The 21,206-nt window shown below is 51.3% G+C and carries 23 protein-coding genes; 7 read left to right on the forward strand and 16 right to left on the reverse strand.

What is annotated here, in order from left to right; genetic code table 11:
• Positions 1-38 precede the first annotated feature (38 nt).
• The 5 genes from IXB28_RS12440 (at position 39) to IXB28_RS12460 (ending at position 2,856) form a co-directional block, all read left to right on the forward strand.
• Positions 39-425 carry a hypothetical protein gene (locus IXB28_RS12440; protein ID WP_215618918.1) on the forward strand — a complete coding sequence of 129 codons (387 nt, stop codon included), beginning with the start codon at positions 39-41 and terminating at the stop codon, positions 423-425.
• A gap of 350 nt (positions 426-775) precedes the next feature.
• The gene (locus tag IXB28_RS12445) at positions 776-1,120 is read left to right on the forward strand and encodes a YbjQ family protein (protein WP_215618919.1); all 345 of its coding nucleotides are present in this window, start codon (positions 776-778) and stop codon (positions 1,118-1,120) included.
• Positions 1,121-1,149: 29 nt separating this feature from the next.
• Complete coding sequence (locus IXB28_RS12450; RefSeq protein WP_215618920.1) at positions 1,150-1,593, forward strand: YbjQ family protein; 444 nt, start codon at positions 1,150-1,152, stop codon at positions 1,591-1,593.
• Positions 1,594-1,680: 87 nt separating this feature from the next.
• On the forward strand, positions 1,681-2,514 hold the full coding sequence (locus tag IXB28_RS12455) for a M48 family metallopeptidase (protein WP_215618921.1): 834 nt from the start codon (positions 1,681-1,683) through the stop codon (positions 2,512-2,514).
• Between the two features lie 45 nt (positions 2,515-2,559).
• On the forward strand, positions 2,560-2,856 hold the full coding sequence (locus IXB28_RS12460) for a DUF4058 family protein (RefSeq protein ID WP_215618922.1): 297 nt from the start codon (positions 2,560-2,562) through the stop codon (positions 2,854-2,856).
• On the opposite strand, the gene IXB28_RS12465 is transcribed toward IXB28_RS12460, so the two are convergent.
• From IXB28_RS12465 to rpaB, 11 genes are all read right to left on the reverse strand, one after another.
• Entirely contained in the window at positions 2,808-3,569 is a 762-nt protein-coding gene (locus tag IXB28_RS12465; protein ID WP_215618923.1) for a serine/threonine protein kinase, read from the reverse strand. The two genes, IXB28_RS12460 and IXB28_RS12465, sit on opposite strands and share 49 nt — an antisense overlap.
• A 6-nt stretch (positions 3,570-3,575) precedes the next feature.
• On the reverse strand, positions 3,576-4,343 hold the full coding sequence (locus IXB28_RS12470) for an HAD family hydrolase (protein ID WP_215618924.1): 768 nt from the start codon (positions 4,341-4,343) through the stop codon (positions 3,576-3,578).
• A 447-nt stretch (positions 4,344-4,790) separates the two neighbouring features.
• Positions 4,791-5,711: a 2-hydroxyacid dehydrogenase gene (locus tag IXB28_RS12475; RefSeq protein ID WP_215618925.1), complete on the reverse strand. Its 921-nt coding sequence runs from the start codon at positions 5,709-5,711 to the stop codon at positions 4,791-4,793.
• Between the two features lie 71 nt (positions 5,712-5,782).
• A complete protein-coding gene (locus tag IXB28_RS12480) occupies positions 5,783-6,745 on the reverse strand; it encodes a homogentisate phytyltransferase (protein ID WP_215618926.1) in 963 nt (320 codons plus the stop codon).
• Positions 6,746-6,914: 169 nt separating this feature from the next.
• Positions 6,915-7,985, reverse strand: coding sequence for an AI-2E family transporter (locus IXB28_RS12485; RefSeq protein ID WP_215618927.1), 1,071 nt, complete (start codon positions 7,983-7,985; stop codon positions 6,915-6,917).
• Positions 7,969-8,292 (reverse strand): DUF2288 domain-containing protein, encoded by a 324-nt coding sequence (locus IXB28_RS12490; RefSeq protein ID WP_215618928.1) that lies wholly within the window; start codon positions 8,290-8,292, stop codon positions 7,969-7,971. The genes IXB28_RS12485 and IXB28_RS12490 overlap by 17 nt, the downstream gene beginning before the upstream one ends.
• A gap of 65 nt (positions 8,293-8,357) precedes the next feature.
• On the reverse strand, positions 8,358-9,014 hold the full coding sequence (locus tag IXB28_RS12495; protein WP_215618929.1) for a lysophospholipid acyltransferase family protein: 657 nt from the start codon (positions 9,012-9,014) through the stop codon (positions 8,358-8,360).
• A complete protein-coding gene (gene fabD, locus IXB28_RS12500; RefSeq protein WP_215618930.1) occupies positions 9,015-9,926 on the reverse strand; it encodes an ACP S-malonyltransferase in 912 nt (303 codons plus the stop codon).
• 112 nt (positions 9,927-10,038) lie between these two features.
• The gene (locus IXB28_RS12505) at positions 10,039-11,037 is read right to left on the reverse strand and encodes a beta-ketoacyl-ACP synthase III (RefSeq protein ID WP_215618931.1); all 999 of its coding nucleotides are present in this window, start codon (positions 11,035-11,037) and stop codon (positions 10,039-10,041) included.
• A 6-nt stretch (positions 11,038-11,043) separates the two neighbouring features.
• Complete coding sequence (plsX, locus tag IXB28_RS12510; protein ID WP_215618932.1) at positions 11,044-12,078, reverse strand: phosphate acyltransferase PlsX; 1,035 nt, start codon at positions 12,076-12,078, stop codon at positions 11,044-11,046.
• A 548-nt stretch (positions 12,079-12,626) separates the two neighbouring features.
• On the reverse strand, positions 12,627-13,355 hold the full coding sequence (rpaB, locus tag IXB28_RS12515; RefSeq protein WP_031294240.1) for a response regulator transcription factor RpaB: 729 nt from the start codon (positions 13,353-13,355) through the stop codon (positions 12,627-12,629).
• Positions 13,356-13,777: 422 nt separating this feature from the next.
• Here rpaB and radA point away from each other — a divergent pair, with 422 nt between their 5' ends.
• Entirely contained in the window at positions 13,778-15,211 is a 1,434-nt protein-coding gene (gene radA, locus IXB28_RS12520; protein WP_215618933.1) for a DNA repair protein RadA, read from the forward strand.
• A gap of 20 nt (positions 15,212-15,231) precedes the next feature.
• Positions 15,232-16,686, forward strand: a complete 1,455-nt coding sequence (locus IXB28_RS12525; RefSeq protein ID WP_215618934.1) for a cyclic nucleotide-binding domain-containing protein — start codon at positions 15,232-15,234, stop codon at positions 16,684-16,686.
• Between the two features lie 25 nt (positions 16,687-16,711).
• Here IXB28_RS12525 and IXB28_RS12530 read toward each other — a convergent pair whose 3' ends face one another.
• The 5 genes from IXB28_RS12530 to atpA all read right to left on the reverse strand — a co-directional run bounded on the left by IXB28_RS12530 (position 16,712) and on the right by atpA (position 21,147).
• Positions 16,712-17,227, reverse strand: a complete 516-nt coding sequence (locus tag IXB28_RS12530; protein ID WP_246559764.1) for a hypothetical protein — start codon at positions 17,225-17,227, stop codon at positions 16,712-16,714.
• Positions 17,228-17,395: 168 nt separating this feature from the next.
• Positions 17,396-17,611 carry a thioredoxin domain-containing protein gene (locus IXB28_RS12535; RefSeq protein WP_215618935.1) on the reverse strand — a complete coding sequence of 72 codons (216 nt, stop codon included), beginning with the start codon at positions 17,609-17,611 and terminating at the stop codon, positions 17,396-17,398.
• Between the two features lie 377 nt (positions 17,612-17,988).
• Positions 17,989-18,456 carry a hypothetical protein gene (locus IXB28_RS12540; protein WP_215618936.1) on the reverse strand — a complete coding sequence of 156 codons (468 nt, stop codon included), beginning with the start codon at positions 18,454-18,456 and terminating at the stop codon, positions 17,989-17,991.
• 162 nt (positions 18,457-18,618) lie between these two features.
• Positions 18,619-19,563, reverse strand: a complete 945-nt coding sequence (locus IXB28_RS12545) for a F0F1 ATP synthase subunit gamma (protein ID WP_215618937.1) — start codon at positions 19,561-19,563, stop codon at positions 18,619-18,621.
• 69 nt (positions 19,564-19,632) lie between these two features.
• Complete coding sequence (gene atpA, locus IXB28_RS12550; protein WP_215618938.1) at positions 19,633-21,147, reverse strand: F0F1 ATP synthase subunit alpha; 1,515 nt, start codon at positions 21,145-21,147, stop codon at positions 19,633-19,635.
• Positions 21,148-21,206: the final 59 nt, after the last annotated feature.

The raw sequence follows: 21,206 nt of genomic DNA on the forward strand, positions 1-21,206 counted from the left end.
AATACCCACTCCACCATGCGTCGCCCCGCATATCACTAATGCTTTCCATTCCTCTCATTGAAATCACTCAGCTCATTGAAAAACTCGCCAATCACCCAGAAGCGTTGCGATCGCTCCAAGAAATCGAAGACTGTGATGGCGACCTCAACGATGCCGCCCTATCCCTTGCCCTCAAAGCGGGTCTAGAACCCAGCGAAAACGACGGCTGGCTCCAAGGGTTTGCCAAACGCTACCGACACATTGCCTGCTTACCCGAATTCCGAGACGACCTCACCCAGCAGCAGGTGCTCGGTCTGGCCCAACACCTACTGCAAAACAGCCACTGCCCTAACCTATTAGCCATTCCCGTGGCTCTATATATCAGCAAAACCGGCATAGATACGTTTTGCCAAAGTTTTGACAACAGCCGCGTCCCCACCGATTAAGGGCCTGTTAAAAAATAAAATCATGGTCTTTTCCATTTGAATTATGACTTAACAAGCCTTTCGGGACTAAACCGTGAAGTAGTTCCTTAACAGCTCCTAAGTAATTTTTATCCCGTTGCTAGTGGGGTAACGCCGGGGCACCCTTAGCGTAGGTATTATTATCAGCCCGTTATGGCTCAAACTTATTCCCATTAACGGACCCAAGCCATGGTGGTGGGCCTTAGGTCTAGCTATCTACGCATCATCAACGGAATTAGATAGCAACAGCCTGTATTAATACCCACAGGGGACTGTTTTAGAACTATCTAAAGTCCAAATAACAGATACACTAACCGCATAGGAGCTTCGCAATGACACGCTCAACTGCCCGCAGCACTGGCATTACCTTAACTACCCTAGAAGGCGTACCGGGCAAAGAAATTATCGAGCACTATGGTCTCGTCCAAGGCAGTACCATTCGCGCTAAGCACGTCGGCAAAGATATTTTAGCCGGGTTCAAAAATATTGTCGGTGGTGAACTCAAAGCCTACACCGAGCTACTACAAGAGTCTCGCAAAGAAGCCGTCAACCGCATGTTAGAACAGGCCGAACAGCTAGGGGCCAACGCCGTTGTCAATGTCCGCTTTGCCACATCATCCGTTGCCCCAGGGGCCGCCGAACTCTTTGCCTATGGCACCGCTGTCAAAGTGCAGTAATCAGAACCGGCTATTCCCAGGAGCACACCATGATTGAACTCATCACGTTTCTCATTTTGGTTGGCGTCGGCTACTTCATCGGTAACCGTCGTGAACAAAAGCATTACGAAGATATTAAACGCCGAGAAAAACAAACTCTCCATATTCCCATCATGAGCTGGGGGGCCAAACAGGACCTGCCCTATGCCCATGAAGCCGAAATGTTTGTCGGTAGCGTCGTTGTCGCCAATGACTATTTCAAAACCATTTCGGCCAGTTTGCGCAACCTGGTAGGTGGACGCGTCACGGTCTATGAAACCCTGATTGACCGAGGTCGGCGAGAGGCCATGCTACGGATGAAAGAGTCGGCCATTGAATGGGGCGCCTCCCAGGTGCTAAATGTGCGGTTTGAAACCGCTAACATTGCTGGCCAAAGCCAAAATGGCGGCACGGGTGCGGTAGAAATAATGGTCTACGGCACCGGTATTCGCTAACCCCTCAGCGATCGCAAACACGTCCAAAAGGGTTTCTACTCAAGCAGCTCATTTTGGACGTGGCCCCAGGTTTTACCCCCAAGCGCCATGAAATACGTCCCCCGCGAAATTGTCGACGAAGTCAACGTCACCCCGGTCCATCCCCTGGTCAACTTTGGCTATTTAATGGGCACGGTTGTGGCAGCAGCCATCGCCGTCTATGCAGGGTTGGGCGTTGCCGGGGCACAACTTGCCGCTCGCCTGGGCCCCAACGCCGAAAATAAAGTCGGCGACATGATTTTTGATAGTGTGTTCTCGTCAATGCCCCTAACGACAGAGGGAGATGACTTTGAATACCTGAGCGATCTGGCCGAATCATTACGTAGTGATGCCTTAAAAAAACGGCCTGACCTCAAACTCCACATTCTCGAAGAGCCCGCCCCCAATGCCATGGTGTCCGCTGGGGGATATGTCTATGTCACCCAGGGACTGTTGGATGACATCGAAACCGAAAACGAGCTAGCCTTTGTCCTGGCCCACGAGTTGGGTCACTATGAGCACCGCGACAACCTCAGGAGCCTGGGCCGTTCGCTTGTTTTTCTAAGTTTGAATGGCGTGGTGGCCGCCAGCGGTGTGCAATTGCCTTCACTGTTAACCGGCTCTATGGGGTTAGCCGATTTGCACTACAGCCGCGACCAGGAAAATCGGGCAGACGTGTATGCCTTGGAAATTATGCAGGAACGCTATGGCCATGTGGACCATGCCTTGGACTTCTTTAGGCGTTTAAACGAAGATGAGTTGGATTTTGGCGTGGCCGATCGCCTATTGGAATGGCAGTCCACCCATCCACTGACCGAATCCCGCATTGAACGGTTAGAAGAATTGGCAAATCAACGGGGCTGGTCTTTAGAAGGGGAACCAACGGCGCTGCCCCAGGAGTAACTGGAAACAAAGTGGTTATGATAAAAGCAGTGTTGGAGCTAGAGCATGCCGTCTCCACTGCCTGGGATGAACCCCTTTATTGAACAGCCAGAGTTATGGTCTGAGTTCCATAGTCGGCTGATCGTTGCGATCTCAGATGCCTTAGATCAGCTCCTCAGTCGTGCCTATCGCGTAGCTGTAGAAAAGCGCGTGTATTTAAGCCAGAACGAGGAGCAAGTGCTCATAGGCATCCCAGATGTGGCCGTGACATCATCCACAGACGATGCCAAAACAGATGAAACAGACACGTTCTCTCAGTGGCTTGGCTGTATGCCTAAATACGCCAGTAGCGGGTTTAACTGAGGCCAGGATGGCTGATGTTTATAGCGACGCAAATACTCAATTAGCTCGGCTCTAATGGTGTTGGGAAACCAAGGACGCAGGAGCTGGGCGATCTCCGTACTAATAAACAATCCTTGCACTAACGTGGTGACGTTGGCTGGGCGACGCTCTGCACTCGCACGGCTAAAGTCTATAAGCACTGGGCTATCGGCGGGCATCAAAGCATGGGCCGTAATACAGCGCAGATCCCCATGGTCCAGACCCAGCTGATCTAAACGATAGGCCTGGTGAATCAGCTGGAAAACACTATGCTGGATGGCCTCAGCAGACTGGGGTGATTGCAACCAATCCACCAGCATTGGACCATCGATGTAGTCCATCAACAAAAAGTTATCGCTATGGGCCACATACTGGGGGCCAACAGCTACGGTATTGGCCCGCTGCTGCAGGGTTGCTTCGGTCTCAAAACTAAGCTGGGGGGCCGGTTCTCGCCGCACCTTCAGCACTCGGTCGCCACCGTGGGACCGCACGCGCAGCACCACACCACAGTAGCCCACCCCCAGAATATCCAGCCCCGCCAGGTTGGCGGGGCCGTGGGCATAGATAGCATCAAGCTGAAAGGCCTGTAGCTCTGCCCAGCGGCGCTGCAACGTAGGCCCATCGCCGCTGGGATAGGCCAATAGCTGTCGAGCTGGGCTATGCCAAAACTCTAGCGGGCTAAAGACCGTTGCCATAGAGATTTAGGCGCAAAGCTGACGCGCCAGATCTACGGTGAAATAGGTGGCCGCGCCCGCATCCCCCGCAAGCACCGTAAAGGCCGTTTCTGGGGTACCCAAATCGCTGAGCACTAGCTTAGCCCCGGTAAAGTCCTGGGCCTTGGTGTATTCATTGACGGTGACTACGGTTTTGAGACCGGTGGGTGTAGCCGATAGCAAACCGTTGTTGGTGTCTTCAAAGGCAAGGCAGTTGTCTGGGGGCAGATTCAAATGCTCCAGGGCATATTCATAGATATCGGCAGCGGGCTTTTTCTTGGGCACCATGTCCCCGGCTGCGATCACATCAAACCATTTGAGGCTCTCGGCCCCGAGGGTATTTTCTAGCAGGGCCTGCACATTGGCTGGGGTGGTGGTGGTTGCGATCGCAAGTCGCACCCCTTCCCTGCGGGCCTCATCCAACAAACGCTCCACCCCCGGTCGCAGCGGGATTTTACCCGCCGCCGCATACTGCTTGTAATAGTTAGTTTTCGTGGCGTGTAGATGCTTAATCATGGCATCTAAATCGCTAAACTCTGACGGCACTTGAAACTCGCTCAAATACTCAGTGGCATAGGCCCGCATCCGCTCCTTGCCCCCCGAAACCTTCAACAGTTTGCCATAGAGTTCAGGCGTCCAATCCCAATCTAAACCCGTATCGGCAAACGCCTGGTTAAAGGCAGGGCGATGGCCATCCCGCTCAGTTTCCGCTAAGGTACCATCCACATCAAAAATCAACGCCTTTAGCTCTGCCACGGACTGCTCCTGTTCACAAAATCTCCAGGGTTGATCTTACCGTTAGTTGGAATTCGGAATTTGCAATTCACCATACCCGGCCTTTTTGAATTCGGAATTCGAAAGTCAGAGTTCAGACTTTCGCCCCTGGCAAAATCACCCCGCATGGCACGGGTATCGCATGCGTTGACAAGTCCAGTTTAAATGTGGAACTCGTAAGGCTTGCTACAAACAGCCACCTGATTCTATTGATATGGTTACGTTGGATGGCTAATCGGCTCAGACCACCAGACGCCTTGATGGCTCAGTTTGAGGGTTTTCGCTTGATAAAAATGTCGTTCTCATGTGCCTAGTCAGGCATTTCTCGAAGCGTTTCAAAAAAAGCTCAACCCGATGGGATGGGCTTTTTTTCTTTTGGCTGGCATGCAACCATCCGCCATGGCATTTTCGACACAGCCAACGGGGAACTTAATAACCCCGCTGTTTATCAACCTGGTTCAGCAAAGGTTCCCCAGCTAGCATGCGGCGATAGTTCTCAACAATTTGCGTCGCCACCGATGTGGGATCGGTCAAACTGGCAATATGGGGGGTCACCACAATTTTCGGATGGCTCCAAAAAGGATGTCCCTGGGGCAAGGGTTCCTGGCGAAAGACATCCAAACAAGCCCCGGCAAGATGATTGTTGTTGATTAGGGCGAGTAAATCTGCTTCGACCATGTGGTTGCCTCGCGCCACATTCACCACATAGGCGCCCTTGGGCAGCTGCCCAAGGGTTTGAGCATTGAGAATATTTTCTGTCTCGGGGGTGAGCGGCAACAAACACACCAAAATCTCACTAGCCGCTAAAAAATCAGACAGCTGCTGTTGCCCAACCAAAACGCGAATGTCGGCCAATGTCTTAGGTCGACGCGACCAACCCAGCACTTGAAACCCGACTGCACGCAACCGCTTGGCCACGGACATTCCAATTTGACCCACCCCCATGACGCCAACGGTAATACGATCTACATTGCGCGGTGCAAGGGGCTGCCATTGCTGCTGTTGCATGTAATCAGGAAATTGGCGCCCATGGTTCAGCGTGGCGGCTAAAACATAGTCCCCCATCTGGCGCACCAGGGTTGGATCCACCATGCGCACCACGGGCACATGGACCGGAATCGACGGATCCTGCAACAGGTTATCCACCCCCGCCCCCATGGATGCAATCACTTGGAGGTTAGGGTATTCGGAAAAAATACCCGTTGGCTGGGCCCACACCAAAGCAAATTTTACCTCTGCCCGATTGCCATCTTCGGGCCATATTCGCAGATCCAACGAAGGGTCAACCGCCATCATCGCGTCGACCCAAGGTTCTGAGTATTTGGTTGGGCAGATGAGGCTCAGCGCCATGGCAATAGGCACCCCCGTAAAACCCGTTGATAGCCTGTCAATAGCCCCTTTTGGGCATCAGCCCAGAATGGCTATAGGGGATTGAGCAAACAAGCCGTTGGAAAAATTAGATATTCCAGGAAAAATAACTTCCACACACACTGGTAAAACTCTCGATAGCTTAGTTCACCCGTCTCGGTTGGATACAGTTGGCGACCTAAGGTCCAAAAATAGACTAGCGCCAGACCATGGGTGACCATGAGAAAACTCGTGTTGGCGGCTGGAATGAATATGGCTGTGACAATTAAGCCACTGTAACAAGCCGTTAATAACCACCACACAATGCGGATGTTGTAGCTGACATCTAAGTCGCCCGCAGACGAGGCATCATCCCACAGGGCTTTTAGCAATGCGATCGCGCCGCTAAAGATCATTATTACCAGGGTCAGCACCCAAATCTGTGGTGGGATCTGGGCCGTTAGCCCCAGCTGACTGGCGGCATGTAAAAAGATGCCCACATTAACCACCACACCACGCACCAAAAGCTTACACAGTGAGCCAAACACCGGAAAACGCTTCAGCTGCAGCGGCGGCAACGAATACATCGACCCAATCACCAAACTGAGCAGAATAGACGCCACTAGGTACACGCTGTTAGACGCCACCGCTAGCAGCACAGCGGCACTCCCCGCCATCCCCACCAGCATTTTTGCCTGGGCGGCGGAAAACTCCCCCGAGGCGACCGGTAGATAGGGTTTGTGCACACGGTCTACGGCCACATCCTCAATTTGGTTGAGGCCAACAATGTATAAATTGGCGCAGATACAGGCTAACCAAGTAATCCACAGGCAACTAAGGGCCTGCCATACATCAAATGTGCCTGGCACCAGACCTAATGGATGACGGAGCGCCCAGGCCATGGCAAATACCCCGAGCAGGCTCAGACTCGTACCCACCATCGTGTGGGCACGGGAAAACTTCCAAAAGGCATAGAGCCAGGGAATAGGGCTTTGAATCAGGTTGAGCGATGGAGGGCTAAGTGCAGATTTAGTCATGGACGTTGCATGGGACCTCTAACATCACCATGCCGAGTTTTCCTATGGCCGTCAACAGATTCCGAGCATTGTTGAAATGCTTAATAGAACTGCTAAACATTTGTATCGTTCGCACCGAAATTTCTCAGATTCCAATGTCCCCTGGGCATTGCCAGATCGGATCACCCGCTCACGTGGAACGACCTTTCATCTCATCCACATCCAGCAAACTGACTAATACCCCAGCAATGGGAATCGCCAAAAATAGGCCCAGCAGTCCCGCAATCCGCACACCCACAATCAGGGCAAAAAACATCACGACCGGATTAATGTTTAACGAGTCGCGCATAATGTGGGGTAACAACACATTTTCCTCTACCTGCTGCAACAGAATACAGACCACCACCGACTGCACCGCCAGCCCCACGCCCTGGGACAAAAGCAACAGCCCCACTAAGCCCACGCCCAAGGTAGCGCCGATGCCGGGAATCAGGTCAAATAAACCGGCAATCACGGCTAAAACCAGCGCGTAGGGAATTTTTAGCAGTAGAAAAACAACAAAGGTGGAACTGGCGAAAAAGATAGATAACAACAACCTCCCCCAGAAAAAACCTAGAAGATTTTGCTGAATAGTTAGGGTCAAACGCTGCTGCTGTTCCTCGGGTACAGCTTTCAGGACAAAGCGCCACAGTCGAGGACCGTCCAACATCATAAAAAAGGTAACAACGGCAATTAAAATGCCGTTAATAAAATTTTCTAGCAGGGTTTGTATCAGCCCTAAGCCTGACCCTAGCAACGTAGTGGCCTGTTGCTGCATTTGTTCCCCTAGGGTCTGTAAATCGACCTGGACATCCCACTGACTTAGCATGGATTCAATCTGCTCTATCCAGGGCAGTAGGGAGTTGAGAAAGTCTACACCGTTTTCCAATAGGCTTTGCCCTTGGGCAACCACAGCGAGGGCGAGGGTAGTCACCACCCCACCCACCAACACCAAGGAGACTAAAAACACCGTGAAAACAGCCATGCTGTGGGGGCAGAAGCGGCGCAACCACCGCACCGGATAGCCCAGTAAAAACGCCAAAATCGTAGAGATCACAAAAATGACCACTACGATTTCAAAATAGGTCAGCACCTTAATGACGGCCCAACCGCTGGCCAAAATCAGTAAGAAACGCACCAGGGTGGAGTTGTCTAACTGGGCAAAAAGCGTCTGTAACTTTGCCAGCGAGGGTGAGGCCGGGGGGTTAGATCGGGGAGCCACTGTCCGCTGATGCTAAAATTTCTTGCACCAATACATAGGGTTGGACAATGAGCGACTGGAGCTGATTTGTAGGCCCCGATATGCCCCAGGCATCTAACTGCTCTCGGGTAGGCTTAGTAATGAGTTGTTCACCAATCCATCGCTGCACAGACTGCACATTGTCGTTGGTCAGTGCCACCCCCACATCGACTAAATCTAGATGTGGATCGACAAATACAACCGCATCACGAGCAATGTGGGGCTTTAGCCAATTCCAGTGGGTTGGCCCCACCATATCGGTCAACTCTTTTCTGAGATCTTGGGTCATATTGTTGCTCCGCTGGACAGGGGTGAAGATATCACTCCGAATAGAGAATTATTGTAACCGTTGTATCAGCGTCCCAAGTCGAGCATCGAGTGAATGCGATCGCAACAATACTCAGTCACCGCCATCAGTTGTTCCTTATCTTTGCTAGAGCTAGGGGGCTCAATGGGTTGCCCCACGCGCACAGTAATTGGCAACGGTTTGGGGAATTTGGCCCCGCGAGGCAAAATGCGATGGGTCCCCCACAAACTCACCGGCACCAATGGCACCTGGGCCTTCGCCGCAATCATCGCCGCCCCTAGTTTCGGTTCTGAAATGCGCCCATCGTGCGTGCGCGTGCCCTGCAGAAATACGCCCACGGCCCACCCCTGATCGAGTTGACCTAGGGCAGCGCGAATAGCGCCGCGAGCAGAGCCCCCCCGCTGCACCGGGTAGGCACCATATAAGCGAATCGCGGGAGCTAACACTGGCACCTTAAACAGCTCTTGTTTGGCCATATAAGAGACCGGCCGCCGCACACAAGATGAAACGATGGGCGGGTCAAAATCACTGGCATGATTGGCCACAACCAACACCGGCCCCGATGTGGGCATATTTTCAGCCCCATGAATACGACCGCGAAAGTATCCACGAAACACCGTATTCACCACGGACCACTTAAAGAGGTGGTATAGGGCAAGACTAACTTTAGACTCGCGCTGTTGCCGGTCCACAGGAACCACCATCTAAACCGTAGGCTGGGCCAAAAGACTACTGGTAACAGCCTCTGCCTGCTCCAATGTGCCTACATTATTGAGCCTTAAGCTCCGGCAGGTGCGTTTGATTAAACCGGTTAAAACCTTCCCCGGCCCCACTTCCACCACAGCTTCCACCGCCTGCTCTGGTAAAGCTAGGGAAATTTCGCGCCAGCGCACGGTGCCCGTCATCTGGCCCATGAGTCGCTGTTTCAACACCTCGCCGTCCACGCTGAGCTCCGGATCCACATTGGACATTACTGGCACAGTTGCCGTTTTGAAGGGCACACCAGACAAGATTTGATCAAACTCTCGGGCGGCCGGAGACATCAACGGAGAATGAAACGCACCGCTGACGTTGAGCTTGACGGCCCGCTTAGTTTTAATGCCAGCCATTACGGCTTCTACGGCATCTGGGGTACCTGAAATCACAACCTGACCGGGATTATTATCATTGGCCAGCACCACGCCTTCCATGGCCGCTAATTTGGCATCCAGCTCATCTCGGTCAAACCCCATGAGGGCAGCCATCGCGCCATCTTCGGCCTGGGACATGAGCTCAGCGCGACGTTTGACCAACCGCAAGCCCGCTATAAAATCGAATACCCCAGCGGTGTAGAGGGCCGAATATTCTCCTAGGCTATGGCCCGCCACCACATCTGGCTGAAGACCTCGAGATTTCAGTAAATCGGCCAAAATACACTCAACGACGTAGAGGCAGGGCTGAGTGTATAGGGTTTTACCCAGCTGAGCATCATCACTTTGGCACAGGTCTAAAATCGACCAGCCTAAAATATCGTCAGCCTGGGAAAATTTATCCTTGGCAACGGCCGCTAAATCAGCACCCATCCCAATTGCCTGAGAACCTTGCCCAGGAAACACCCACACCGTCTTCTTCGTCATTGTTAATACTTAATTAATCTATTGCTACTGTCTCAGTAAATGCCGCATTAGAAAAGGGCCTTGTGATCACATCAGCGGGCTAATACGCACTGAACCAGAGGTATACCAGGGGCTACAGCCCCCACTCCAATAGCGCCGCACCCCAGGTTAAACCGGCACCAAACCCCGACATGGCAATTTTGTGGCCGGGCTGTACTTTGCCTGAGCGCACCCATTCATCTAACGCGATGGGAATAGACGCCGCAGAGGTATTGCCGTGCTTAGCCATATTGCTCACCATCCGATCAGCAGGCAGCTTTAGGCGTTTGGCTACCGCATCTAGGATGCGCTGGTTGGCCTGGTGCAAAATCAGCCAGTCAATATCGCTGGCCGACAACCCAGCGTGGAATAGGGTTTTCCCTAAGACTTCTGGCACGCGACTAACGGCAAAACGATAGACCTCACGACCATTCATGGTGATGGCGGTAAAGCTCCCCTTTTGAGACGCGATGTCGTCAACTAAAGGCAATGAATTGGGGGTATAGGCCAAATTTAAGCAGCCATTCATGGTGCCATTACTGTGCATTTCAAAGCCCAGTAGCCGGTCGCGATCGCAGGCCTGCATGACGACAGCACCGGCCCCGTCGCCAAATAAAACACAGGTCGTCCGATCGTCCCAATCAACCCAGCGACTGAGCAGATCAGCGCCAATCACCAGCACATTTTCGTATGCGCCAGTACGAATAAACTGGGCAGCGGTTACCACACCAAACACAAACCCGGAGCAGGCAGCCGTTAAATCAAAGGCCACCGCCTTAGTTGCCCCAATGGCAGCTTGCACCTGGCAGGCCGTACCAAACAAATCATCAGGGGTCGATGTCGCCAAGATAATCAAATCAATCGCATCCGGGGTCATGTTTGCCGCTGCGATCGCAGATTCCGCTGCCTGGGCGGCAAGCGATGCGAGGGACTCGTCACCGTTGGCAACATGGCGCTGGCGAATACCTGTGCGGGTAGAAATCCACTCATCGGAGGTATCTACCATGCGGCTGAGCATTTCATTGCTCAGCACTGTTTTCACCTGAGCGCTACCGCTACCAACAAAGGCCACACCGGCCCCACCATTTGTCATTACCGTTTAATCTCCGTTGGTCACTGATGCAGTAACCTGCTGGTACTGCCCCTGAATATGGCCGATCACACCGTTATCCACGGCCTCTTTGGAAAGACGAATTGCATTAAAAATGGATGGAGCATTAGAGCTACCGTGGCTAATCACAGCCACACCATTCACCCCTAACAGCAAAGCTCCACCATGTTCAGCATGATCAAGACGCTGCTTAATTCGCTTCAGATTGCCCTTCAGCAAGAGCACCCCTAGCTTTCCTAAAATACCGCGTGGCAGCTCCTCTTTGAGGATATTGACCGCAAGTTCACCGACGGCCTCAGCAAACTTGAGTAGGACGTTACCGACAAATCCATCACACACAATGACGTCAAAATTGCCAGAGAGCACATCACGCCCCTCAGCATTACCAACAAAATTAATTGCCGTAGATTCGCTCAGAGCTTGATGAACCTGAACTGCCAAATCATTACCCTTACTGGGCTCCTCACCAATATTGAGCAAGCCCACCCGGGGATTTGTCGCCCCAAAGGCATATTCAGAGTAAACACTACCCATGAGCGCAAACTGCTCTAAAAACTTAGGACGGCAGTCAACGTTCGCCCCCACATCCAGCACTAGAACAGGCTTACCACTCACCACCGTGGGAAAAACAGCACCAATGGCAGGACGGTCAATGCCCTTAATCCGTCCCATACGCAACAAAGCCGCCGCCATAGCTGCCCCGGAGTGCCCCGCCGACACCACGGCATCAGCCCGCCCTTCACGCACCATACTCATAGCCACGTTAATGGAGGCCTTAGGCTTACGCCGCAGGGCACTCAGTGGCTCTTCATGCATTTCAATTGTCCCCTCAGCAGGGATAATTTCGATTCGCCTTAAGCTTTCAGTATCAGCAACAGACGCCCTGATTTGATCAGGATCGCCAACAAGCAAGATTTCAACATCTAGCTCTTCCTTTGCCCTAATAGCTCCAGCAACGATTTCGGCAGGTGCATAATCGCCCCCCATTGCATCAACTGCGATCCGCGCTTGAGTTAAGCCCATCGAATTGAATCTATAGAAACTTTAAGAAATTCTATCAGACTGAAACCGAGTGAAAATTTACAACCTCAGTTTTCTGATAAAAGCCTATTGTAAGCTTTCAAATAGTCCAGTATTTCCACAAGCGTCCGATGTGTGGCTCGATACAAAGGATATAAACAGCCAAATAACCAGGTAAAAAGCCCGTAATCCCAACTCAAAATTCAGCAGGCCCGGCTCAAAAAAATTAGTTCCCTAGGGGCATTTCTTGGGGGATGCCCCTAGGAATTGAGGACTATTAGGCCGCTATCAATCAGTTTTTTACATAGCTAAGCTATAAAACCTTAATCACCCCACCATTTAGGAGCTACAGATCAGCTCACAGGCACAACCACCAACGGCCTCACCATTCAGGAGCTATAGATCAACTCACAGACCAACACCAGAGCTAATAAACCCAGCTTAGTGACCAAAAAAATTTCGCCCACCCTGTGCCCCAAACCATGGGGCAGACAAAAGCTATAGCAACCAGCAGCGGCTAAAAAAAGATGACGCTATCAGCCTACGGATGACTACTCTTCACCCGGCTCAACAATTCGCTGGAACAAATAGCCCGTTCCCCGCGCGGTCAAAATCAACTCAGGGTTACTCGGATCGTCCTCTAACTTAGCCCGCAGTCTGGAAATATGAACATCCACAACCCGAGTATCCACATGACGCTCGGGAGTATATCCCCAAACCTCTTGAAGAATTTCAGACCGAGAAAAGGGCTCACCGGAACGGCTAACCAACAGCTCTAGCAGGCTAAACTCCATGCCCGTCAGCCGAATGCGCTCGTCGCCTTTGTAGACCTGACGCTTGTTGGTATCGATGCGAATATTATTGATGGTGATCACACCGGAACTGGGGATACCAGACGTTCCAGTCTTTTCAACACGGCGCAGCACAGAACGAATACGCGCCTCTAGCTCCTTAGGGGAGAAGGGCTTGACCACATAATCATCTGCACCTAGCTCTAGGCCGGTAATGCGATCGGCCACATCGCCCAGGGCGGTCAGCATAATGATAGGAATATCAGACTCTTTGCGTAACTCTTGGCAAACGCCGTAGCCATCGAGCTTAGGCATCATGACATCCAACACCACTAGGTCAGGAATCTCATGGCGGAACGTATCTAAAGCCTCTTCGCCATCCGCCGCAGTCACAACGTCATACCCGATCATCGAAAGGCGAGTTTCCAGAATCCGACGAATGCTAGCTTCGTCATCGACGACTAAGATTTTCTCTTTTACGCTTTCCAAAGTTTCTTGAACTCCTACATAACGGTGACGGCAGAAGATTTCGACCGTTTAGAGAGAGCGAATGACGCCCTTCTTCTGTAAAAAACCAACAACATCGCCACTGTAAGCGCCTCAAGCAAAAGCCTGATTTTCAGGGATAACAGGGCTCGTTATCAAAGCTTTATTAGAAATCTTTTTAAGATAACTAACATTGTATTGCTTTTTTGGGGCTATGAGCTTTTATATCCAAGGTTTTCAACGTTTCTTAAGGTTGTTCTTCACCGATCAAAATTTGTAGAGTATCTTATCGGTATTTTTTTTATTAACAAACCCTGCACAGATTTCCTTAAAGTTGTGCAGGGTTTTATCGGTCTAGGCACACCTATCGAAACCGTTGCCAAAGACTACCATAGGTATATAGTTCATTTGTTTTACTTCCAGGCATGGCTAAGTCTCGCTCAATCTATGTTTGCAATGAATGCGGGGCAGAATCGCGCCAGTACTTTGGTAAATGTGCGGTTTGCGGTAGTTGGAATTCGTTGGTGGAGCAGGTGGTGGAAGCTCAAACCACTCGCCCAGGCCACCGTAGCAGCAGCAGTAAACAATCAGCGCGTCAGCCCCGCAGCGCTAAAACATTTCGCCAGATTGCGGACCATCCGCAAACCCGAGTTGGATCTGGCTATGGTGAACTAGATCGCGTGCTGGGGGGCGGTATCGTGCCGGGGTCGTTAGTCTTGGTCGGGGGCGACCCGGGCATTGGTAAGTCCACATTGCTGTTGCAAACGGCCAATCAGCTGGCAGCCCATTCGTCGGTGCTGTACGTATGCGCGGAAGAGTCTGCCCAGCAGGTCAAGTTGCGATCGCAACGGCTGGGCATTGCCAGGGCAGCAGAGATGGCCGAGCAAGAAAACCATGGTGACACCCTGGACAACCTTTATTTATTACCCGAAACAGATCTCGAAACAATTCTCTCAGAATTGGAATCTCTGCGACCTCGAGTAGCCGTCATCGATAGTATCCAGGCCCTGTTTTACAATCAGCTCACCTCTGCCCCCGGCTCGGTGTCCCAAGTTAGGGAATGTACCTCGGCCCTGATGCGGTTAGCCAAACGGGAAAGCATTACTTTATTTATCGTGGGCCACGTTACCAAAGAAGGTGCGATCGCAGGGCCGAAGGTACTTGAGCACCTCGTGGATACCGTGCTCTATTTTGAGGGCGATCGGTTTGCTAGCCATCGCTTGCTGCGCTCCGTAAAAAACCGCTTTGGCGCCACCCATGAACTCGGGGTATTTGAAATGGTCTCCCAAGGTCTAGCGGAGGTCCCTAACCCATCGGCACTCTTTATGGGCAACCGTGATGAACAGGTGCCCGGGATTTCGACTATCGTGGCGTGTGAAGGCTCACGGCCCTTAGTGGTCGAATTGCAATCCTTGGTTAGCCCCACCAGCTACAGTTCGCCTCGACGCTCAGCCACAGGCATTGAATACAATCGGTTGCTCCAAATTTTGGCAGTCTTGGAAAAACGAGTGGGCATTCCCCTCTCGAAGCTGGATGCCTATGTCGCGTCATCCGGCGGGTTGAATGTGGGGGAACCGGCGGCGGATTTAGGCATTGCCCTAGCCGTGGCAGCTAGTTTTCGCGATCGCATCGTCGACCCAGAGTTAGTCCTCATCGGCGAAGTGGGTCTAGGGGGCCAAGTACGCCCAGTTTCCCAAATCGAGCTGCGACTCAAAGAAGCCACCAAACTCGGATTCAAACGGGCACTCGTACCCAAAGGACAGAAACTTCCAGGGCTGCCCATGGAAATTACAGAAGTGGGCAGAGTAGTAGATGCTATAGCCACCGCCCTCGCCTTTCAGTTCGATACGGATGAGTGAGGAATCGAACTTCTGCCCCCATGACAGCCGTACTTTCAGACTTTTTTCAACAACTCAGCCAACTGTTCGACACCAAACTATTTGAGTTAGGCAGCACCACCATTACCCTCAAGCTCCTAGTCAGCCTATCCATTTGGTTAACCCTGATCTTTTTCACCATCGGTCTGGTCAAGCGTTTTCTCAAACGGTCCCTATTATCCGGCATCGACCCCAATAACCGCGAAGCCATTGCCACCTTCGTCAGCTACGGACTAGGCACCATGGCGATTGTTATCGCCATTCAGTACACCGGCATTAACCTACGCTCCTTAGGCATCGTCCTGGGCGGCCTGGGCGTAGGTATTGGTTTTGGCCTCCAGCACATTGCCGATGACTTTATTAGCGGCTTAATTTTGCTATTTGAACGCACCCTCAAGGTCAATGACCTGATTGAAATCGATGACCACCGATTTCAGGGCCTCGTCGGACGCATCACGGAAGTTAATTTACGATCCACCATTATCCGCACCCTCGACGATGGCGATGTGGTCATTCCCAACAGCCAAATCATCAATCACCGAGTGCTCAACTGGAGCCACCGCACCTCCATCGCCCGTCTAAAAATCCCGGTGGTGGTGTCCTACGATAGCGATCCGATTTTAGTGACTGAAATATTGCTCAAGTCGGCCCACACAGAATCCGCCGTTTGCAGCAAACCAATGCCCAAGGCGATGTTCCTAGCCTTTGGCGAAGATGGCCTTGAGTTTGAACTATGGGTATGGGTAGATGTCAATCATCGCTTTGAGGCCCAAAGCTCGCTGCACTTCACCATTGAATACAACCTCAGGCAACACAACATAGACATTGCCTTCCCCCAAAGGGACGTCTGGATTCGTAATTTTCCGCCCCAATATGAGGGCACCAGGCACATCCCCATGTTTAACCGCCAAGTTAGCTTCCAACACCGGCCGGTGGAAACCTCTCCACCCACCCTCAAACATATGCTGCGACAGGTGAGCTACTTTGCCAACTTCAGCGACTTAGAAATCCGCCAACTAATTGAAATCGGCCACCGCCAACGGAGCAAAGCAGGCACCATCCTATTCCACGAAGGCGAGCAGGGAAATTCGTTCTACATTTTGCTGGAAGGCGAAATTGAAATTCTGGCGGAAAAACTCAACCGACATCTTGCCACCTTACAGCCGGGTCAATTTTTTGGCGAAGTTGCCTTACTACTAGGCGTTCCCCGCACCGCCATGGCCCGCACCTCCCAAGATGCCCTGCTATTTGTCATCAACCAACCTAGCTTCTCTGACCTACTACGACGCTATCCCGATTTATCCACCCAAGTCCTCCAGGCCATGGCCCAGCACCGGGACGAATTAGCCGAACGTCAGCGTGAAATGAGAGCGCTCAATTTGGTGGATGCTAGCGAAGACGATGCAAACCCCGTGCTATGGGCGCGAAATCGCATTAAGCGCATGTTTGATCTCTAGAAAAATTTTCGACTTGCCAGTGACTTCAACGGCTCAACTTAATCTTTGCCGTGACATACCAGGGCCACTGGTAATGCTCTGCAATCAGCCAAAGCACAATACCCGCGTGGGCCAACAATGTGGCAACCGTCCAAATGATCGAAAACTGATGGATACCACCGCTATCAATGGGTGGAAACATGTAGTTCGAAAGCATCACCAGCAACGCCGGTAGACAGGCAATAGCCAGGGCAAAACTCCAAACAACAACGGTAACGTTGCCATCTGAACGACGCTGATGTTGCCAACGCTTGCCGGTCCAGAACCACACCATAGGTTGAACGCTATCAATCATTTGCACCGATTGAGCGTTCAGATCTGCCGCAAAAATGTGACGACAAAACCCACAGGCAAACGCATCGGTTAGCGTTAAGACCGATAACTCACCATGCCCACACACTGGACATGTGTACGTATCGTGATAATTAAGGGCACGCAGCGTTATGTCGTCTGATAAATCTGAAGCCGACAAATAATTGCGCTGGTAGGTCATAGAAAGCATAGGTGAGGTAACTGTTTTCCTAACCTATGCTGTTTGGCAGGGGGAACATTTGAATATGCTGCTTTTCTTAATACAAAAAGATGCACTAGCAACACCGCTTAATAAAACAGTGTGCTAGTTCCAGCGCTTAACCAAGCCAAACCCCTAGTAGTAGAACGATGGGAAACGTTACTGACAGCCCATGGCTTGGAGCTGCAACAGCAGAGCATCTGCTTCAGCTTGCAAATGCAGAATCTCCACCTGAATATCCGGCTGATACGGGTAGCGCTTCATGGTGGCCATATAGAGTTTTTTATCATCCGATGCAGGCTGAGTTTGGCGCCTTACAGCTTGTGTGTTAGTCGCAGACTCAGTAATCACTTTGGTCTCGGAAATAGTTTTCATAATGATGTCGCTAGTAATAAGTACTCAGCGCAATTGCATGCAAATATTAACCCAAAAGTCCCCGTCAAAACTTCATCAAAAGATACCAATATTTAATCTGTCCCTGTGAATTTACTACGTCGAATGTATTTGCTAAATAGCCCAACATATGAATTGTTAGGTTTTATATGGGCTTGCCATAGCTGCTACCGAGGCAAATGCTTTCTCAGTAAATACCCATAGGAACTAGGTATTAGGTATATCCTCAGCACCTGCGTATGGGGTGAAGCAACCCTATAGGATTTAGTTGAAAAATAGATTACGGCTTGTTTAATAGCTGGTGCTGGGTTGCCTCCTGTTGCTATGGCTAGCACCAGCAAAGGGTCATCATCAGAAGCTTATGTTGCGTCAGGGTTAGCCTCAGAGGCGGGTTCTTTGGTAATTAGGTCAATGGTGTCGCCTAGGGCCATGGTTAAGTTTTGGCGGGTTTCTTCATGGGCAACCTGCTCAGCCTTCAGGGAATTAGAGAGCTGATCGCACAGGGTTAATGCTTCTGCTAACTGCGATCTCAGCTCTTCCACAGATCCAACCTGATTCACCCGCTCTAAAACTTCGTTCAGATCGCGCGGCGGCGAACCATCAGCGGCCAACGGAGAATCTTTAAATACCTCCAGTTCGTTCGCCAATGCCCGAATCTGCAGCTGGCTTCTTTCCGAATCATTACGGCGCTGTTCCGATTCAGACTCATACAAACGCCGCCAATTAGCTGCACTGGCATAGGCCTGGTCACGCTCTTGGCCTAGAGCCTGTAGCTGCTGCCGGAGTGCTTGAATTTCTGCCAACCACTGGGATACTTCATTGACCATGGACACTGTCCGCAATAGTTAATTGACGCTTGATTAACGTTTAGGATATAGCCTTTTCTGAGAAATGGGGAAATACACTTGCCCCAGCAGCCAATAAAAAAGGCAGTGCCTGGGCACTGCCTAAAAAGAAATTGAATTTAGAGCAACTCAACTAGATAGTCTCTAACCTAAGGCAGCAGCACCACCTACAACCTCAAGAATTTCTTGGGTAATCGCAGCCTGACGCGCCTTGTTATAGTCAAGCGTCAATGTCTTAACCAACTCACTAGCATTATCACTAGCATTGTTCATGGCTGTCATTCGAGCAGCAAGCTCACTAGCCGCAGATTCTTGCAGTGCTCTCAAAATCTGATTATTCAGATAAAGAGGCAATAGAGCATCCAAAATTTGAGCAGGATCCTGCTCAAAAATCATGTCTTGGGGTAGCTGCTTTTCTTCGGTCTCAACGGCATCCCGTTCAACCTTAAACTGACCACCACGGCTGGTTAAGCGGAAGATTTCGTCTTCTTTATCCAACCCTTCGGGATCCAGGGGTAACAGCGTTTGAGTGACCGGACGGGAGCTGACCAAGGAAACAAACTTGGTAAAAATCAACTCTACGCGATCCACTTCCTCGGAAAGAAACAACGATAACGCCTGATCAGCAATTTTCGAAGCTTCTTCAGCAGTAGGAATCTGCTCTAGGCCATCAAACGTGGCATCAATGGGATAATCACGGTTCTGAAAATACTGAATCGCTTTACGGCCAATCAGAATCATCTGATAGCCAATCCCAGCAGCCTGGAGCTCCTTGGCACGGTTTTCGGCACGGCGGATAATGTTGGAATTATAACCACCACACAAACCGCGGTCTGCAGAGACAACAACCAAGCCAATGTTCTTGACTTCACGTTGCTGGAGCAGAGGCAAATTCGCATCTTCAAATTTCAGACGAGTTTGAAGACCGTAAAAAACCTGAGCCAATCGATCAGCAAAAGGACGGGTCCCTTCCACCTGCTCTTGGGCACGGCGTACCTTGGCGGCGGCCACCAGACGCATTGCTTCGGTAATTTTACGAGTGTTTTTAACCGATTTAATTCGGTCACGGATAAATTTGAGATTAGGCATATGCGTTTCTTTTAGCCTGCTGCCCCCAACCTAACGTTTAGTTAGTTGGAGGCAATGGCCAACCTCCTCCTATGCTGCCATGAAGGACTGCTTGCACTCAGCAATCGCTTCTTTCATTTGAGTTTGGACTGAATCAGTTAGCTTCTTGCCTTCGTTGATTTCCTTAACCAACTGAGGCTTGCTGGTGTTGATGTAGTTGCAAAGCTCAGCCACCAGAGGCGCAACCTTTTCAACAGGAACGTCATCAAACAAACCGTTAATGCCGCCGTACACAACAGTCACCTGCTCATGCAGAGAACGGGGAGAGTACTGGGACTGCTTGAGCAGCTCACGTAGGCGCACACCACGGGCCAGCTGGGCCTGTGTGGCAGCATCCAAGTCGGATGCGAACTGGGCAAATGCCTGCAACTCGTCAAACTGAGCTAGTTCAAGCTTCAGCTTACCGGCCACTTTCTTCATTACCTTCGTCTGGGCCGCACCACCTACACGGGATACGGAAATACCTGCGTTAATCGCTGGGCGTAGACCAGAGTTGAACAAGTCAGAAGACAAGAAGATCTGACCGTCGGTAATGGAAATGACGTTGGTGGGAATGTAAGCCGATACGTCACCCGCCTGGGTTTCAATGATAGGCAGAGCGGTCATACTACCTTCGCCCAATTCGGGGCTTAGCTTAGCAGCACGCTCTAGTAGGCGAGAGTGGATAAAGAATACATCACCAGGATATGCCTCACGACCGGGTGGACGACGTAGAAGCAAGGACATTTGACGATATGCCTGGGCTTGCTTAGACAGGTCATCGTAGATAACCAATGTCGCTTTGCCCTGGTACATAAAGTACTCAGCAATGGAAGCACCTGTGTAGGGAGCCAGGAACTGAAGCGGAGCAGGGTCGTTGGCGTTGGCAGCAACGACCACGGTGTAGTCCATGGCGCCGCGCTCTTCAAGTACGCTAACGATCTGAGCAACAGAGGCAGCCTTCTGACCAATGGCGACGTATACGCAAACTACGTCTTGGTCGGCCTGATTAAGGATGGTGTCGATTGCGATCGCTGTCTTACCAGTCTGACGGTCACCAATGATTAACTCACGCTGGCCACGACCAACCGGAATCATCGCGTCAATCGCCGTAATTCCCGTCTGCATAGGCTCATATACAGATTTCCGGGCGATGATACCGGGAGCAGGCGCTTCCAGCAGACGAGAAGCCGTAGTCGCAATATCACCCTTACCATCGACGGGACGGGCAAGCGCGTCAACAACGCGGCCCAACATCGCGTCGCCTACGGGAACCTCGGCTACTTTACCGGTGGACTTTACCGAACTACCTTCCTTCAGCTTGCGGCCGTCACCCATAAGTACCGCACCAACGTTGTCCTCTTCCAGGTTGAGGGCAATACCGATAGTGCCATCTTCAAACTCAAGCAGCTCACCTGCCATCGCTTGCTCTAAACCGTAGATGCGCGAAATACCGTCACCTACCTGCAGCACAGTACCAACGTTGGATATCTTGACATCCTGGTCGTACTGCTCAATCTGCTGCTTAATAATGCTACTGATTTCGTCAGGTCTGATGCTTACCATTGGAGTTGCTCTATTAACTCAGATATCAACAAAAAATCACTTAAACAGTGCTCAGCCTA

This window comes from Leptothoe kymatousa TAU-MAC 1615 (assembly GCF_018739865.1).
Lineage (GTDB): Bacteria > Cyanobacteriota > Cyanobacteriia > Phormidesmidales > Phormidesmidaceae > Leptothoe > Leptothoe kymatousa.